The organism is Chryseobacterium sp. BLS98 (assembly GCF_001045445.1).
Lineage (GTDB): Bacteria > Bacteroidota > Bacteroidia > Flavobacteriales > Weeksellaceae > Chryseobacterium.
Genome location: NZ_LFNF01000005.1, coordinates 163583 through 180113, shown reverse-complemented (window position 1 = coordinate 180113; position 16531 = coordinate 163583). Strand labels below are relative to the sequence as shown.

15 protein-coding genes are annotated in these 16531 nt (G+C 37.5%); 7 read left to right on the top strand and 8 right to left on the bottom strand.

The genetic code is table 11. The annotated features are described in order from the left end of the window. Positions 1-77 precede the first annotated feature (77 nt). From ACM40_RS18110 to ACM40_RS20665, 7 genes are all read right to left on the bottom strand, one after another. Positions 78-3110 (bottom strand): efflux RND transporter permease subunit, encoded by a 3033-nt coding sequence (locus ACM40_RS18110; protein ID WP_048504201.1) that lies wholly within the window; start codon positions 3108-3110, stop codon positions 78-80. A 4-nt stretch (positions 3111-3114) separates the two neighbouring features. Then, on the bottom strand, positions 3115-4041 hold the full coding sequence (locus tag ACM40_RS18105; protein ID WP_048504200.1) for an efflux RND transporter periplasmic adaptor subunit: 927 nt from the start codon (positions 4039-4041) through the stop codon (positions 3115-3117). A gap of 3 nt (positions 4042-4044) precedes the next feature. Continuing rightward, the gene (locus tag ACM40_RS18100; protein ID WP_048504199.1) at positions 4045-5310 is read right to left on the bottom strand and encodes a TolC family protein; all 1266 of its coding nucleotides are present in this window, start codon (positions 5308-5310) and stop codon (positions 4045-4047) included. Between the two features lie 180 nt (positions 5311-5490). Continuing rightward, the gene (locus tag ACM40_RS18095; protein ID WP_048504198.1) at positions 5491-6291 is read right to left on the bottom strand and encodes a CPBP family intramembrane glutamic endopeptidase; all 801 of its coding nucleotides are present in this window, start codon (positions 6289-6291) and stop codon (positions 5491-5493) included. A 155-nt stretch (positions 6292-6446) separates the two neighbouring features. Continuing rightward, a complete protein-coding gene (locus ACM40_RS18090) occupies positions 6447-7733 on the bottom strand; it encodes a sensor histidine kinase (RefSeq protein ID WP_048504197.1) in 1287 nt (428 codons plus the stop codon). A 9-nt stretch (positions 7734-7742) separates the two neighbouring features. Then, positions 7743-8420 (bottom strand): response regulator transcription factor, encoded by a 678-nt coding sequence (locus ACM40_RS18085; RefSeq protein ID WP_048504196.1) that lies wholly within the window; start codon positions 8418-8420, stop codon positions 7743-7745. A gap of 167 nt (positions 8421-8587) precedes the next feature. Then, complete coding sequence (locus ACM40_RS20665) at positions 8588-8872, bottom strand: bacteriocin-like protein (RefSeq protein WP_040995064.1); 285 nt, start codon at positions 8870-8872, stop codon at positions 8588-8590. Positions 8873-9217: 345 nt separating this feature from the next. Here ACM40_RS20665 and ACM40_RS18075 point away from each other — a divergent pair, with 345 nt between their 5' ends. The 3 genes from ACM40_RS18075 (at position 9218) to ACM40_RS18065 (ending at position 13607) form a co-directional block, all read left to right on the top strand. Continuing rightward, positions 9218-12109: an AsmA-like C-terminal region-containing protein gene (locus ACM40_RS18075; RefSeq protein ID WP_048504195.1), complete on the top strand. Its 2892-nt coding sequence runs from the start codon at positions 9218-9220 to the stop codon at positions 12107-12109. 84 nt (positions 12110-12193) lie between these two features. Continuing rightward, positions 12194-12976: an XRE family transcriptional regulator gene (locus ACM40_RS18070; protein ID WP_048504194.1), complete on the top strand. Its 783-nt coding sequence runs from the start codon at positions 12194-12196 to the stop codon at positions 12974-12976. 19 nt (positions 12977-12995) lie between these two features. After that, a complete protein-coding gene (locus tag ACM40_RS18065; RefSeq protein WP_048504193.1) occupies positions 12996-13607 on the top strand; it encodes an alpha-ketoglutarate-dependent dioxygenase AlkB family protein in 612 nt (203 codons plus the stop codon). A 6-nt stretch (positions 13608-13613) separates the two neighbouring features. Here the strand turns inward: ACM40_RS18065 and xth are convergent, their stop codons facing one another. Beyond that, a complete protein-coding gene (xth, locus tag ACM40_RS18060) occupies positions 13614-14387 on the bottom strand; it encodes an exodeoxyribonuclease III (RefSeq protein ID WP_048504192.1) in 774 nt (257 codons plus the stop codon). Between the two features lie 172 nt (positions 14388-14559). Between xth and ACM40_RS18055 the strand changes: the two genes are divergently transcribed. From ACM40_RS18055 to ACM40_RS18040, 4 genes are all read left to right on the top strand, one after another. Next, complete coding sequence (locus ACM40_RS18055; RefSeq protein ID WP_048504191.1) at positions 14560-14787, top strand: hypothetical protein; 228 nt, start codon at positions 14560-14562, stop codon at positions 14785-14787. Between the two features lie 8 nt (positions 14788-14795). After that, positions 14796-15026 (top strand): hypothetical protein, encoded by a 231-nt coding sequence (locus tag ACM40_RS18050; RefSeq protein ID WP_048504190.1) that lies wholly within the window; start codon positions 14796-14798, stop codon positions 15024-15026. 162 nt (positions 15027-15188) lie between these two features. Further along, positions 15189-15755 carry a ferritin-like domain-containing protein gene (locus ACM40_RS18045; protein ID WP_048504189.1) on the top strand — a complete coding sequence of 189 codons (567 nt, stop codon included), beginning with the start codon at positions 15189-15191 and terminating at the stop codon, positions 15753-15755. Positions 15756-15892: 137 nt separating this feature from the next. Further along, a complete protein-coding gene (locus ACM40_RS18040; RefSeq protein ID WP_048504188.1) occupies positions 15893-16501 on the top strand; it encodes a DNA-3-methyladenine glycosylase in 609 nt (202 codons plus the stop codon). Positions 16502-16531: the final 30 nt, after the last annotated feature.

Here is a 16531-nt window from a genome sequence, read left to right as displayed (position 1 = left end):
CAATACTGAAGAATGATTTAGAAGAAATTTTGAATTTTCGAATCCTGAAGCATACATTTTCACATATTGGGTTTAGTTCAGGATTTTTCTTCTTCTTTTAAATTGATTTTGTTTAGTAACGTTGGTAAAACAATCAGCAAAAGCGGTAATGCAACGATGAAACCACCGATAACGGCAATAGCCAATGGCTGGTGCATCTGCGCTCCTGTTCCGATTCCCAGTGCCAGTGGCATTAATGCGATGATGGCTCCTAAAGCGGTCATTAATTTGGGCCGGAGTCTGGTACTGATTGCGTAGATCACAGCTTCTTCTTTGGTTTTATCCGCCAGGCTTTCGTGGAATTGCAAGTAGGTAAAAATTGCATTTTCACCAATAATTCCGACCATCATAATGAGTCCTGTATAGCTCCCGACATTCAAAGGAGTATTGGTTAGATACAATAGTAAAATACCGCCTGAAAGACCTAATACAGAAATACATAAAATGATAAGGGCTACCAGGACATTTCTGAATAAAAATAACATCACTGAAAATACCAACAGGCTGGAAACCAGCAGAATAATCAACAGTTCTTTAAACGATTGCTGCTGTTCAGCATAAGCACCTCCATATACTACAGAATATCCACTCGGCAACTTAATTTTCTGATTGATCTGTTTCTGAATTTCCTGAATTGTTCCGCCCAGATTTCCGTTATCCAGTCTTGCAGTTACGATTCCTAAAGTCTGCAGATCTTCCCTGTTGATTTCTGCTGAACCAGTGGTAACGTTTACGTTTGCAAATTCACTTAAGGGTTTCAGTGTTCCGTTGGGTAAAGCAATCATACTGTTGTTGATGTCGCTTAGAGACTGGTTACTTTTTTCATTGTATAATAACCGTATCGGCGTGTACTGAACATTATCAAAGATGTTTCCGGCTACATTCCCGTCCAGGTTAGCCTGCAGCTGATTCTGAAAATCCGGCAGAGAAATATTATACTGTGCTAAAACAGACAGTTTAGGTGTCACAACCATTGATGGACCTGCAATGACAATTCCGTTAAAAACATCAGCTGTTCCGTTAACTTTGCTTACAATATCAGCAACCTTTTTCGAATACTCTTCAATAACCTTCTGGTCTGTCCCGAAAATTTTAATCTCAATGGGCTGAACACTGCTCATTAAATCGCCCAGCATATCGGTAATCACCTGTCCAAAATCTACGGTTAATGGCAATCCTGAAGCATCAATTTTAGCACGGATATCATTGGTAACTTCATTCGTGGTCCTGCTTCTATCTTTCTTAAGTTGAATTAAATAATCACCTCTGTTAGGTTCTGTGATGAAAAAACCCATTTGAGTTCCGGTTCTCCGGCTGTACGCCTGAACTTCAGGGGTTGAAGTGATGATTTTTTCCACTTCCTTCAGCTCCCTGTCTGTTTCCTCAAGGGATGTTCCCGGAGGTGAATTATAATCCAAAACAATGCTTCCTTCATCCATATCCGGAAGAAATCCGGTGCTGATATTTGGAAGAATTATCGCTGTAAGAATGATAAGCAACCCAATAAACAAGTAGCTGTACAATGGTTTTCTGATAAAAAAGCCTACCCATTTTCTTTCCTTTACATCGTGATGCTGAAGGTTTTTTTCTTTTTTCTTTCCGGAAGAAAGTAATAAATAAACAATGGGTAATAATATCCAGGTTGCAAAAAAAGAACAAATTAGGGTGATGATCATCGTGTCTGTCATTACTTTAAAATAAGCTCCTGCAACACCGCTCATCAGCATAAAAGGCAGAAAAATCACAATTGTACTGAGTGATGAACCTACCATTGCTCTTAAAAGGTAATTGATTGCTTTTTGTACCAATATCCTGGAAGATTCTTCGGGGTGCTCCTCATGTGTCCGGTGGATTTGCTCTACGACGACAATCGCATCATCAATAATTAATCCGATGGCAGCGGCAATGGCTCCCAATGTCATAATATTGAACGTCTGCCCTATGGTATACAGCACAAGCATTGTAAGACTTAATGTAATGGGAATCGTAATCAGAATAACCGCACTTGCCTTCCACGAACGAAGAAAAATAATTGCAACGATAATCGCCAAGACCAGTCCTATCCATAAAGCATCCGTAACACTTTTAATAGAATCATTCACAAAATCTGCCTGAACATAATAAGGTTTTAGTACGATATCTTTCGGAAGTATTTTTTGAAGCTCGGCAATTTTTGCTTCCATTGCTTTGCTTAAATCCACCACATTCGCATCGGGCTGCTGTATCACTGCGATCAGGATACTTTCCTGTCCGTTAGCATTGACTTTTATATATTGTTTTGCATTGTGAACATTGATTTGGGCAATATCGCCCAACAAAACGATCCGGGTTCCGTTATTGCTCACGACAAGATTTTTCAATTGCCTTTCGTTACGGATCTGGGCATCAGTAAGTGTCAGATAGAGATACCTGAAATCTGAAGAATATCCGTTTGATTTAATAAAATTAGTATTATTAATTGCCTGCTGAACAGAAGCGGGTGTAATTCCCAGTCTCGCCATCATCGCCTGATTCATTACAACACGGAATTCCTTGTCCTGTCCGCCGATAATTCTTATTTCACTTACACCCGGAACCTGTGAAAGAAAAGGTTTGATCGTGTAAAGTGCCAGTTGTTTCAGCTCAATCGGGTCTTTTGAAGTTGAATTCAGCGAATAGCCCATTACCGGAAGAATCGATGGATTCATTTTTTCAACGGAAATATTAATATCCGGCGGTAATTGGTTTCGAACTTCATTTACACTGCTTTCTATTTGCTGTTTAGCTAAATCTACATTCACATTCCAGTCCATGAAAGCAGAAATTTCACAGCTGCCCCGGCTGGTTGTACTTTTTAAAACCTGTAGATCAGGCACTTTTTTTACGGCATTTTCCAGGACTTTGGTAACTCCTACTGTCATCTGGTTGACCGGCTGCTGCCCTGCATCTGCAATGATTTTTATTTTGGGAAAAGTAATCTGCGGAAATAAAGCTGACTGGATTTTAGTATAAGAATAAATTCCGCCCGCCACTATCAGGAAAATCAATACCAGCAAAGGGCTTTTATAGGTTACAAAAAATGACTTTTTCATAAAGTTATGGCTTTTGTATTTTTACAGTTGCAGTATCACTCAATCCGAAATTTCCTGAAACAATTACTTTGTCTTTTGTTGTTAAATTACCCGATTTTATCTGAATATATTGATCGGTTTCTACCCCTTTTGTAATGTCTGTTTTTACGGCTGTCGTATCATTAATTAATTTCATCACCCAAAAAGAAGACTGGGTTTCGTCACTTAAAACCGCCATTTTAGGAACAGAAAGTCCATAAGCGGAAGTTTTGGAAAAGCTGATCGTACCAATCAGGTTTTCAGGAATATTGCTGCTGTTGGCAACCTGTAATAAAACTTTCACGGTTTGGGAAACAGCATCAACCGAAGGCATTACTTTTGCGATTTTTCCTTGCAAAACCGTATTGTCAGGCAAAGTAATCGGTAAAGAGCCTTTGTTTTTTATAATTTGAAGATATTCATACGGCACATCTACCACAAAACCAAAACTGGCTGCATCTGTAATAGTTGCCAATACTTCCCCATCCTGCACATAATCACCGATCTGATGGTTCACCATGGCAACATATCCTGTTGCAGGGCTTGCTACTGTCGTTGTTCCATTGAAGCGAAAGGATTGATCCAATTTATTAATTGTATTTCCCAACGCCCTGGCTTCTTTGGTCTGTAATCCGAAAAGTATATTTCCTTTTCCTACATGATCCGCCAGTTTAATGGTCATTTTTGTAATATAACCTGTGCTGTTGGCTTTTACGTCAGACTTCAATAAATAGGTTGCAGTTGCATTGAGCGTAATTGTATTATTAAGCTGAGCGGTATCGGAAGGATAAGCTACTGTGACAAGTGTCCTGGGTTTTGCATCAGGTTCAGAAGCTGCAGGAACATTTTCTTGTGTTTTGTTACAGCTGAGAACAATAAGTGACAGTATGATAAAGGCGATTATTTTTTTCATGATTTATTGAATGATTAAATATTGCAGCTGATTTTTCAGGTTAAATAATATGGTAGTGTACTGAATGATATTTCCTTTAAGACTGAGTAAATTATTAATGGATAAAATAAAGTCGACCATTCTTACATCACCCGTAGGAAGCTGTTTTGCATTGGCTTCAACCAGGGTTTTGGCATAAATGATCTGTTGGTTGGCAGTCTTGATCATTCTGTCATATTGTTCTATTTGGTTGGTAATCTGTAAAATTTGCTGCTGATATTGTCTTTGGGTCTGTTCCAGATATTTCCGGCGGGTTTGCAGTGATAGCTGATTCTGCTGTAAAAGCATTTTTTTCTGGTGTCCGTCGTAAATTGGAATAGTGACACCAATGCCAACACTCATTCCAAAATTTTTATAAGGAGTTGTGGTAAACGAAGACTGATAACCACTGTCTGAAAAAGCTGTGATCTTAGGCTTATAATCATATTGAATGATCTCTGCGTTATTGGCCAGTTTTAAACTGTCAGCCTGAAAAGCTTTGGCATAAATACTTTGATCAAAAGAAGCAGGATTCAGCGTTTCACTGAATAATGGTTTTTCAACAGGCTCAAAAGTATCATCCACAATGCCGGATAAATATTTCAGCAGAGAATAATTGTTCTGCCAGTCGGCTTTTTGCTGCTCCAGTGTCAATTGATTTTGTTGAAGAGTCACTTTAAATGTCAGATAATCGGCTTGTTTGAAAACAGCAGCCTGTGTCAGCTTTTTCAGGACGATATCTTCCTGGTCCAGCAGATGAATGATCTCCTTGCTTACATTATATTGCTGCTGACTTGCATAAGTTGCGATGTACTGATCTGTAATTTGCTTGTTCAGCGTTTGAATGCTGATATTTTTCTGAGCTAAAACCTGCGCTATACTTGCATTGATGCCTGCAAGTCTTGTATTAAGATTATTCCGGCTGATAAATTCTTTGGCAACCCGTACTCCTGCAAAAAGAGATTGCCCGTTGGTCAGTGCATTATCATACCCCCACCCTTTTATATTAGGAGCATAACCTGCAGTTCCTTCTCCGGTGACAATAAAACCGTAAGTTGCTCTTAGTTTTAAACTGTCTATCCGATTGGACATCATCTGGTTGTTGAAATCGTTTAAAACCGGACTGTTTGTTTTTGCTGTTTCAAGGAAGTATGATAAAGTGTTTTTTGACTGCGCCTTTATGGTAAAACCACTGAAAAGCAGAGTCGAAAACAAAAAACTTTGAATGAGACAGGCACGCAAGGAATCCATATTCTATAAATTATCCGGTAAAAATGGGACCTGATTTTGTAGAAATTTAGAATAGATTAGAAGTATCCGTAATTAATATACAGACTTAAGAGGATTGACAGCTGTTCAAAGTTGGTAGTATTAAGGGGTAAAAATGAAGCTCAATTTTGAATTTATTAGCTCTTTATTCAGCGTCTTATTTTAAAGAACTATTTTTCTGGAAGATAAAATGTAAGTAGTAGAAACCATTAGCAATACAAAAGCTGCTAATCCTACATTTTCTGTCTGAATCTCATATCCTTTATCAACAACCGCATTCCAAATTCCGGATTGATTTTTAAAACCTGTCATCCATTGTCCAAAGTTCCATGCTGTATGAAGGCCAATCGGTAAGGCAATTCCTTTTGTCTTTAATGCGGCAACTCCAAATAGTAAACCTCCTAATCCGGAACCAACGATTGCCATTTTCCAACTCATACCGGATACAATGTGTTCAAGAATAAACAGTATAATCATGACAGATAATGCGAATGTGGCTTTAAATTTATGATCTAATGTTCTCAGTAAATAAGATCGGAAAACCAGCTCTTCACGAACTGCTATAAGCAGATAAAAAAATAAAGAAAAAACAATGGTTCCCCAATTGAAACCGGAAGTCATTATTAATTTCAGATGTCCGAAAGCCATTACGATCAAAGCCTGGAGGACTGCCAGTAATAAACCTATTATAAATCCGGAAAAAAGTCTTTTGAGCGTTAATATCCCGGGTTTTAATCCAATGTCGGAAAGTTTAATCTTATCCCATTTTACAAATAAAAATGTAAGAAAAAATGTTGCTAATACTGCTATGAAAATAGATAATAAGTCACCTTTTGGTTTTGATAATTCTTTTGTGAATTGTGATGCTGAAATCAATATTATTATAGTACAGACATAAAATAACAATACTTTGGCAAAAGCCTGAACCTTCTCTTTCCGGAAATTTGGTTTATTATCTTCCATATTGAATCTAGGTTTGTAAAATAATTATTTATAGCATCTTAATTCATTAATATGTCTGGATTTCAGTCTCAATATCAAATAAAGCAGTCTTATCTCTTCGTAAAGTTAATCAATTAATTTCTTCAGACTGTTGATTAAATTGAAGGATTGAATTTTTAGATCATTACAGAAAAAACATGAAAATTATTTTCAAATTGATAATTGATTTTCCAGTCATGGAATTTACCTATTTCATTAATAATGGCCAATCCCAAACCACTGCCGTTACTGTCAGTCGATAGCTTCGAAAACCTTTTAAACAGTAAATCTGTATTTAATTTTTCTGTTCCGGAATTGGCTATTTCAAATGATGAATTTCCCAAAGTAATTGAAATCACACCATCAGCTGGAGTATGCCGGATTGCATTCAGGATCAGGTTGTTGATCAGAACTTCTATTAAGCTTCTGCTTCCGTATACCTGTATATCAGGTAAAATATTTTCTTTTACAGAAATGTTCTTCTGCTCAAAATGTTCCCGGAATATCTCCATGCTTTGGTGAAGCAGCTCGTCGAACCGGATGGCTTCAGTTTTTTCAAACTGGCTGTTATCAATTTTGGCCAATAACAGAAGATTCTTGTTGATTCTGGAACTTCTTGTTAATGCCCGATGCATTTCCTCTGCAATCTGGTATTGTTTTTCGGTTAGGCTTTCATTTTGCAGTAAAATATCCAGCTTATTCTTTAGAATTGCCAAAGGAGTCTGCAATTCGTGAGAGGCATTTTCAGTAAATTCTTTCTGAGTTTTAAATGCTGAGACAGTATGCTCAATCAGCTTGTCCAACGATTGATTGAGTTCTTTAAACTCTGTAATATCTGTTTTGCCAAATTCAATTTTGGTTTGCTTATTCAGGTTGAATGTTTTAAGCTGATCCAAAGTATTCCGGAACGGCAGCCATACCGATGTTGAAAGCTTTTTATTTAAAAATAATAATCCTACAACAATAAGAATGAAGAAAAAAATGGTTATTAAAGTAATTGCAGTAACGGTTTCATGAGATTCCTCAATATTGGTTTCTATGGTAAAAAGAAAAGGCTTTTTGTTGATATAGACTACTTTTCTTAAACATCTGTACCGTTCTATTTCTGTTTTGGGAGTAAAGGCATTTTTCTTATCAACCGTAAAAAATGAGTCTTTCTTTAAATAATTGAACGGAATTTTCTCAATATCCGTTCCCGGCTGGATTTTATTCCAAAGAGCAATACTTTTTTCTAGTTCTGTATCAGAAAGCTTGAGGCTGTTAAATTCATAAGCTGTTTTTTCTGCTATGGTTGTATTATGCTCATCCAGTTCACCTTTCCATATCGTATCTACCACAAAATAATATACCGGAATACTTATCACCAGAATAATCAGGACATAAATAATAAACGGCTTTGTTGTTTTGCTTAATAATGGTTTCATTGGTAGATTTTAATTGCTTTCCCATTTATATCCGGTTCCATATACTGTTTTCAGGTAATGTTCGCATCCTGCATCATACAGTTTTTTCTTTAGATTTTTTACATGGGCATATACAAAATCATGATTATCCAGCATATCTGCAAAATCGCCGGAAAGATGCTCTGCCAGTGTACTTTTGGAGATTACTTTGTTTTTGTTTCCGATAAAATAGATGAGTAAATCAAACTCTTTTTTGGTAAGGATGATCATTTTATTATTGATACTTACAGATTTAGCTAAAAGATCAATCTGCAGTTCATTTTGCTTTATAATATTGGAATTGTTAAACTGTTTTCTCCGGATGATAGAATAAATTCTGGCCATCAGTTCGGAAAGATGAAAAGGTTTGGTAAGATAATCGTCGGCACCTAATTGCAAGCCTTTTATCTTATCATCTAAAGCATTTTTTGCAGAAATAATGATGACGCCATCCTGTTTATTCTGTTTCTTCAACTCTTCCAGGATGGTAAGTCCGTTTCCGCCCGGAAGCATAATATCAAGCAAGATACAGTCATAGTTAAAAGCTTCTATCTTGTCCATCGCCTCACCGAATGTGGCTGCAAACTCACACAGATAGCTTTCTCCGGAAAGATATTCGGAGATACTTTTTGCAAGTTCTTTTTCGTCTTCAATGATGAGGATTTTCATGTTGCTAATTTATATATTCAATTTTGAAGAAATTCTGAATTGACAGATAAAAATGAACAGATGCGTATTTTTCTGCCTGTATCATAATTGTAACTAAAATTAAGCCTTTAGAATCCATAAAAAAAACCGCTCTGAAAAGAGCGGTTATACTTTTACTGCGAATTATTCTAGCAGGTAGATCCGCATGAAAGCAACTGGATATGCACTACCCCGTTGATCACGCACTGTACATTGCACAATGTAGTACCTACGAGTTGCCCTGTAGCATTTACTGCACCACCAACGGTATTGCCTACACCGGTTACGACACCACCAACGATAGTGCCCACGCCACCTACTGCTCCGGTAACTACTCCACCAAGGCCGCCAATAACACCACCGATGTTATCGAAGATACCATTACCTGAAATAGTTTTTAATTCGTTTCTGTTCAATTTTTTTAAGTTTTTCATGATAATAAAATTTTATGATTATTACATCACTAATTTATGAATAATTATAATATGAAATGATAATTGTAACAAAAAATATTTATTAATTTATATTTAATTAACATAATGGTTATTTAATATATATGTAATTATTTTAAAAACCGGATTATTTTCGGAATTAATGGTGCTTTTACCATTGATGTTTCCGAAACGTTGGATTCCTAAATTCAGTTTCAGATAAAATTAATTTAATATTGAAAAGGAGTTGTAACCCCTGAAATTACTTAAATGGCTTAATTTTAGATTGAGAATAATTAATTATTGTTATCAAATATGTAATAAGAATAACAACCAAAATTATGACTCATGGAAAGGTTTAAAAAAATAATTTTGAAGATTCTGAAATGGACAGGAATTTCTATAGCATCAATTCTGTTTTTAATGTTTATTCTTCCCATTCTTTTTCCAGGGACCATTTCTCAGCAGGTAAAAATATTTGCCAATAAACATCTTGCAGGAAAACTAGATTACAAGAAAACTCACCTTACTTTTTTCCGGCACTTCCCTTCCCTTACAGTTTCTGTGGACAACCTTGTTTTACAGGGCTCAAAACCTTTCCAAAATGATACCTTACTCACAGCAAGAGAAGTAGCTGTAGGAATTAACCTGAAAAACCTGATCTTCAACCGTGAAGTAAAAATTGATGAAATTTATGTAACCGATGCCAATGCCAATGTTTTCGTCAACACGAAAGGAGAAGCCAATTATAATGTATATGTTTCAAAACCTTCAGGAAAACCCAAAGACGGTACAGAAACCGGAGCCTCTATAAAGCTGGATCTTATTAAATTTAAAAACTGGAATATAAAATATAATGACCACTCGGCCAGGGTTCTTGTTGATGCCAAAGGCCTGAACTATACCGGAAAAGGAGGCCTTAGCCAGGATATTTTCGATCTTCAGACCAATCTTGATATCGATAAAGTAGATTTCAGCCTGAACAGGATCTATTACGCCAAACAGAAAACTTTACATGCGGACCTGATCACCAGAATCAATACCAATGCCCTGACTTTTGTCCTGAAAAAAAATGAATTAAGAATCAATGAACTTCCTTTAAAATTTATTGGTTTTATCAGTATTTTGAAAGACGGATATAATATGGACATCAAGGCGGCTTCTGAGAATACCACCATCCGGGAAATGATCTCCGTCCTCCCTCCGCAATATCTGGACTGGGCAAAAGACACCAAAATTGAAGGCAACAGTGATCTCTACTTTCATATTAAAGGAAGATTCAGCGAGCCGAAAAAAATTAAGCCAAGAGCCAAAGTGCGCCTTCTGGTTAAAAACGGCTTTGTATCCAACGGAAAAGCACCCGTTCCGATGAACCACCTTAATATGGATCTTAATATAGACCTGCCTTCGCTGGATACCAACCAGCTAGGCATAGATCTGAAAAAACTGAGCTTTGATCTGGGGCCCAATAATAATTTCCGGGCTTACGTACAAACAAAAGGCCTGAACGAAATGCAGGTCAATGCCGATATAAAAGGAGCTGTGGATCTTCAGACGCTTGATCAGGCCCTGGGTCTGAAAGATATTGATATCCGTGGACTAATGGATACCAATATTAAAGCTAATGGCATATTCAGCCTAGACAAAAAATTATTCCCGAAAACCAATGGATATCTTCACCTTAAAAACGGTCTGGTTAAAACAAAGTATTATCCCAACCCTATCCAAAACATCAGTTTGATCGCCAATATTGTCAATACTGGCGGTACTTTCAGGAGTTTAGGCGTTAAACTGGATCCTTTCAGTTTCGATTTTGAAGGGAATCCTGTTTTTGTGAATGCTGATCTGCAGGATTTTGAAGACCTCTTGTATAAAGTCCGGGCAAAAGGAGTTTTAAACGTAGGAAGAATTTATAAAGTTTTTGCTAAAAAGGGATTCGATATCAGCGGATTGATTATGGCAGATCTTTCCTTAAACGGACGGCAGAGCTATGCCACTAAAGGCCAGTATAGCAAGCTTGATAACAAAGGAACCCTGATTTTAAAAAATATTAAGGCAACGACAGAATACCTCCCGAAATCATTTTTTATCAGGGAAGGAAACTTCAGGTTTGAGAACGAAAAAATGTGGTTCACAAAATTCTTTGCTACCTATGGGAAATCTGATTTTGCTTTAAACGGTTATCTCTTAAATACCATCAACTATTTCATTGAAAGAAAAGGAACCCTTCACGGAAAATTCGGACTCAGGTCCAATTATATCCTGATTGATGAATTTATGGCTCTTAAAAACGGTGATAATACCGATAAATCTATCGAAGTGGAATATGCAAAAGTGGAAAATCCGAAAAGCAGCGGAGTTGTCATTATTCCTAAAAACCTTGATGTTTCCCTTGAAGCCGATGCAAAAAAAGTTGAATTCAAAGGATTGGCTCTCAATCATCTTAAAGGAAATGCCTCTGTGAATACAGGTCAGGTGTACCTTAAGAATACTTCATTTGATATCATCGGAAGCCGCATGAATATAGATGCCCGTTATCAGGACGAATCTCCTCTTACTGCTAATTATGATATATCCCTTAAAGTCCAGGATTTTGATGTACAGCGGGCTTATAAAGAAATTGATATGGTTCGTGAAATGGTAACTGCAGCAAAAAATGTGAAAGGAATCGTCTCACTAGATTATAAGCTGAAAGGTGATTTTGATAAAAATATGAGCCCGATTTATCCGTCTCTGGAAGGCGGTGGAATTGTTAACCTCCGTGATGTGGAAGTAAAGAATTTAAAAATGCTTTCTGCCGTAGGAGATAATATCGGGGCGAAAGCATTTGATAATCCGGATATGAAAGGGGTAAACATCGAGACCCATATCAGGAACAACCTGATCCATGTTGATAAGTTTACCTTTAAAGTATCTGTTTTAAGACCTTCCATAAGCGGAACAACAAGCTTCAACGGTTTGCTGGACTTAAGAATAAGAGTTGGACTGCCTCCGGGCGGGTGGATCGGTTTTCCTGTTGTGGTAACCGGAACCCATGCCAAGCCGAAAATTAAAATCTTCAGTAAAACCGGACAGGGAATCATCGATGCTTTATACAATAAAAAATCCAATAAAGTGATCCGTGAAGAAAGACGTGCCGAAAAGAAAACAAGGCGTCAGCAGCGAAAAGAAAAAGAAGCCCAGGAACAGAAAGCTAAAAATGCAGAAAACCGCATCAATAAAGAGCTTAAGGAGAAGTAATTAGACAAAATAACAGGTTTTATCTTATAAATTAGAGGTGTTTTTTAGTCAGAATTTGTATTTTTGTTGATATATTTTGTATCAATGTCGGTTTTCTCAAATAATCTTCGCTTCTTAAGAGATAAAAGAAGTCTCTCCCAGCAATCTGTAGCTAATGAACTTGCCATTTCCCGTGTACGGTATTCCAAATATGAAAATGGAGTTTCTGAGCCGCCTATCGGGCTGCTTGTAAAAATAGCCAAATACTTCCATGTAAGTATTGATCTGCTGGTTTCTGTAGATATCTGCAAATACCCTGTAGAAGACATGCTGAAGCTTCCGGATAACAGAATTGTACTGCCGGTAGCCGTAGATGACCTGGGAAATGATACCATAGAAATTATTCCGCAAAAAGCCTCGATGGGATATCTTGAAGGATACAGTGACGTTGGATATATAGAAAGCCTTCAGAGAATTGCCTTGCCTTTCCTGACTAACGGCAAATACAGGGCATTCCCCGCAGACGGAGACTCTATGCCGCCTTTTAGAAACGGTTCCTACATTGTAGGAAAATATGTAGAGGGAATTGATGAGCTTAAACCCGGAAAAACTTACGTTTTCATCACTTTAAATGACGGAATTACTTATAAGCGTTTTAAAGAAAGAAAAGGAAACAGCATCTGTGTAAGTGCAGACAATTCATTCTACGAACCGTATGACATTCCATCTGAAGAAATTGTTGAGATCTGGCAGTATGCATCAGGGATTTTCCCGGAAGATTTTGAACCCGGAGATTATGACAACTATAATTTTAAAGAAATGTTCCGTGAACTGAAACAGGATATAAAACAGCTTGATAAAAAAATGTCCGGTCGCCGTAAATCTTAAGAATATAATGTAAAAAGGTATGGATCAGCTAAGTTTATTTAATGCAGACGAATACTTCCGGTTTCCGGAGGAACTGCTTGAATATACCCCGCATTTCCTGCCCGGAGACAAAGCTTCTGAACTTGAGGAGCTCCTTCTTCATACCGTTCCGTGGAAGCAGAGAACCCAGAAAATGTATGATAAAACAGTCCTGACACCCCGACTGACGGCATGGTATGGCGATGAAACCAAAGCATACAAACTGGGCGGAAATTCCTTTAATGTTAATCCGTGGCTGCCGGAATTGTTCGCTTTGAAACAGCAGATAGAAAAATCATCCGGCTATCAGTTTAATTCTGTATTGCTGAATTTATACCGGGACGGAAATGATTCTGTAGCTTGGCACCGCGATAAGGAAAGTGAACTGGGGAACCGGCCTGTTATTGCTTCTATAAGCCTTGGGCAGGTAAGAAACTTTGATTTCCGGAAAGCAGACCAGCATCAGAACAGATACAGTCTACCGCTTCAGCATGGTTCATTGCTGATTATGAAAGGTGATCTGCAGGAAAATTGGGAACACCGCATTGCTAAATCTGTGAAAGCGATGAAACCAAGGATCAACCTTACTTTCCGGATGGTTCATGAAATATAAAGTGTTTTACTTTTCCAGTTGAATCCATACAGGAGCATGGTCACTGCTTTTCGTCCATCCGCGGACATGTTTGTCAACTCCTCCCGATTGCAAGCCAGAATGAAGGTACGGACTTAAAAGAATATGATCCAGTCTTATCCCTGCATTGCGGTCATAGGCTTTATACAGGTAATCCCAGAAGGTATAGATCGTTTCATCAGGATATAAAGTCCGTATAGAATCAAGCCACCCTTTATTTAATAATTCTTTGTAGGCTTTTCTGACTTCTGTCCGGAATAATGCATCATTTTCCCAGCGTTCAGGCTTATAGACGTCCCTTGCTTCAGGAATAATATTGAAATCCCCGATGAGTATGGCGGGCAGTTCCATTTTAATAAGCTGATTGGTTCGCTTTTTCAAACGTTTAATCCAGTCCAGTTTATAATCAAATTTAGGACCTGGATAAGGATTCCCGTTGGGAAGATAAAGACAGCATATCACCATTTGGTCAATAATAGCTTCTAAATAACGGCTCTGGACATCCTCCGGATCTCCGGGTAAACTTCTTTGAACTTCCGTAATTTCCAGACCTCTGGCAAGAATAGCCACTCCGTTCCAGCTTTTCTGTCCGTGCCATATAGCTTCATATCCTGCTGCATTGATTTCTTTTAAAGGAAAACGTTCTTGGGGAGCCTTTAATTCCTGAAGGCAGGCAATATCAGGTTGCGCTTCTTTCAGCCATTGCAGCAAAACCGGTAACCGACCGTTGATTCCGTTCACATTGTAGGTTGCTATTTTCATGTTGGGTTGATTTAAAGGGCTGTATTGTAATTTCCATAAGGCAATAACTATTCCATCATACTGATCATCAATATAATATTATGAAAGTAAAAAATATATTTTTAAATTAAAATTAATTTCAGATTTATATTGGCATAATTTATTCATTATGCTAAAAATAAAACCTTATCCCATGTTAAATAGAAATTTTACAAAAGCGGAATTCGTATTGAATAATGAAAACCAGTATCAGTTAGAATTTACCATTAAGGAAATCGGTCAGGGATCCAATCTCACCGTTGAAAGAAAAAAAGAAAACGGCGAATATGAAACCATTCAGGCCATGATTACCAGGCTGAACGATCAGATTTTTATAAAATGGAGCGAACCTTTCGACGGCAGATTAATTTTCGAAAAATAAAATATCTTATGAAATATACTGAAGCATTGGAATATAAAAAAGAAGCTGTAAAAAAAGCGGATGAATCCGTTATCCAGAATTATCATATCATTATTTCACCGACTGATACCGGGGAAAGTGCAAAATACATTGAGGATTTCTCTAAGAATCCTGATGATTTTAACGACAGCAGCTGTAAAAAGTACAGCTCAAATGATGATTACGAAGTCGTAAGTTTCAGAAAAGAGCAGGAAGATTAAAGACTCTCCCACTCTTTAGCGGACATTCATTTTCATCATGGAAAATTATCTGCCGGAGATCTGAATACTTCTTCCCCGCTACCACACGAATACCCGAAATTACAGGCTGGTCCTATAATTGCAGCTACCATAGGATAAAAACCAACACTAAATTATATTATTATGGAAACTAAAAAAACAACAAGAAAAGCAACGTCGAAAACTGTAGCGAAAAAAGCAGCAAAAACTCCCGCTAAAAAAGATGCCGCCAAACAATTGAAAGATTTGTTTGAAGATTCTCTGAAAGATATCTATTGGGCAGAAAAAGCGCTTGTAAAAGCACTTCCTAAAATGTATAAGAATGCTACTGACAAAAAACTGAAATCGGCTATCGAACAGCATCTGAATGAAACGGAAATTCATGTAAAAAGACTTGAGGAATGCTTCGCTTCTCTTGGAAAAAAAGCCCAGGCTAAAAAGTGTGATGCCATGCAGGGATTGCTGGATGAAGGAAAAAGCATCATGGAAGAAACAGAAGCCGGACCCGTAAGAGACGCCGGTATTATTGCGGCTGCACAAAAAGTAGAGCATTATGAAATTGCCACTTATGGCTCACTCGCCGCATATGCCAAAGTTCTTAAAGAAAAAGACTGCTTAAAGAACCTTCTGGCCACTCTCAATGAAGAAAAAAAATGTGATCAGCTGTTAACTAAAATTGCTGATACAGCCATTAACAGTAAAGCAAAATAATTCTTACAGCAATATATAAAAGTGCCCTGTCAAAGGGCTTTTTTTATGCTTTTAAAAATCTTGATTCTGACGCTGATCTATTGCTTTTATAAAATGCAGATGTTTACCTTTGCAGTAACTTTAAGTCTGATCAAAAAATGAAACTAAAGCTTCCCCTTTCCTATTACCTCAATCAGGATGTCCTGTTTCTGGCCAAAGATCTTTTAGGAAAAGTACTTTTTACCGAAATTGACGGGGATGTTACGGCAGGCGTTATTGTTGAAACTGAAGCCTATTTCGGGGTATTGGATAAAGCTTCCCATGCTTACGGAGGCCGCCGTACCAGCCGTACGGAAACATTATACCATCCCGGCGGTGTTTCATATGTTTACTTATGTTATGGGATTCATCATCTTTTTAACATTGTAAGCTCTGTTGAAGACGAACCGCATGCTGTATTGGTGAGGGCTGTAGAACCGCTAATCGGATCTGATATTATGGAACTGAGGCGTAATATGCCTGCTTCCAAACCGGCTATTTCATCAGGACCGGGCTCAGCGGCTAAAGCTTTAGGCATTGACCGTTCCTTCAATAAAAAAGATCTGACTGAAAATGAAATATGGATTGAAGACCACGGTATCAGATATTCTCCTGAAACCATTGTAGCCGGTCCGAGAATCGGGGTTGTGTATGCCCAGGAAGATGCCTTGCTGCCATGGCGTTTTTATGTAAAAGGAAATAAGTATGTAAGCAAACCGAAGTCCTAATCACTTTGTTTTTGATTCATTTAAAGTTTG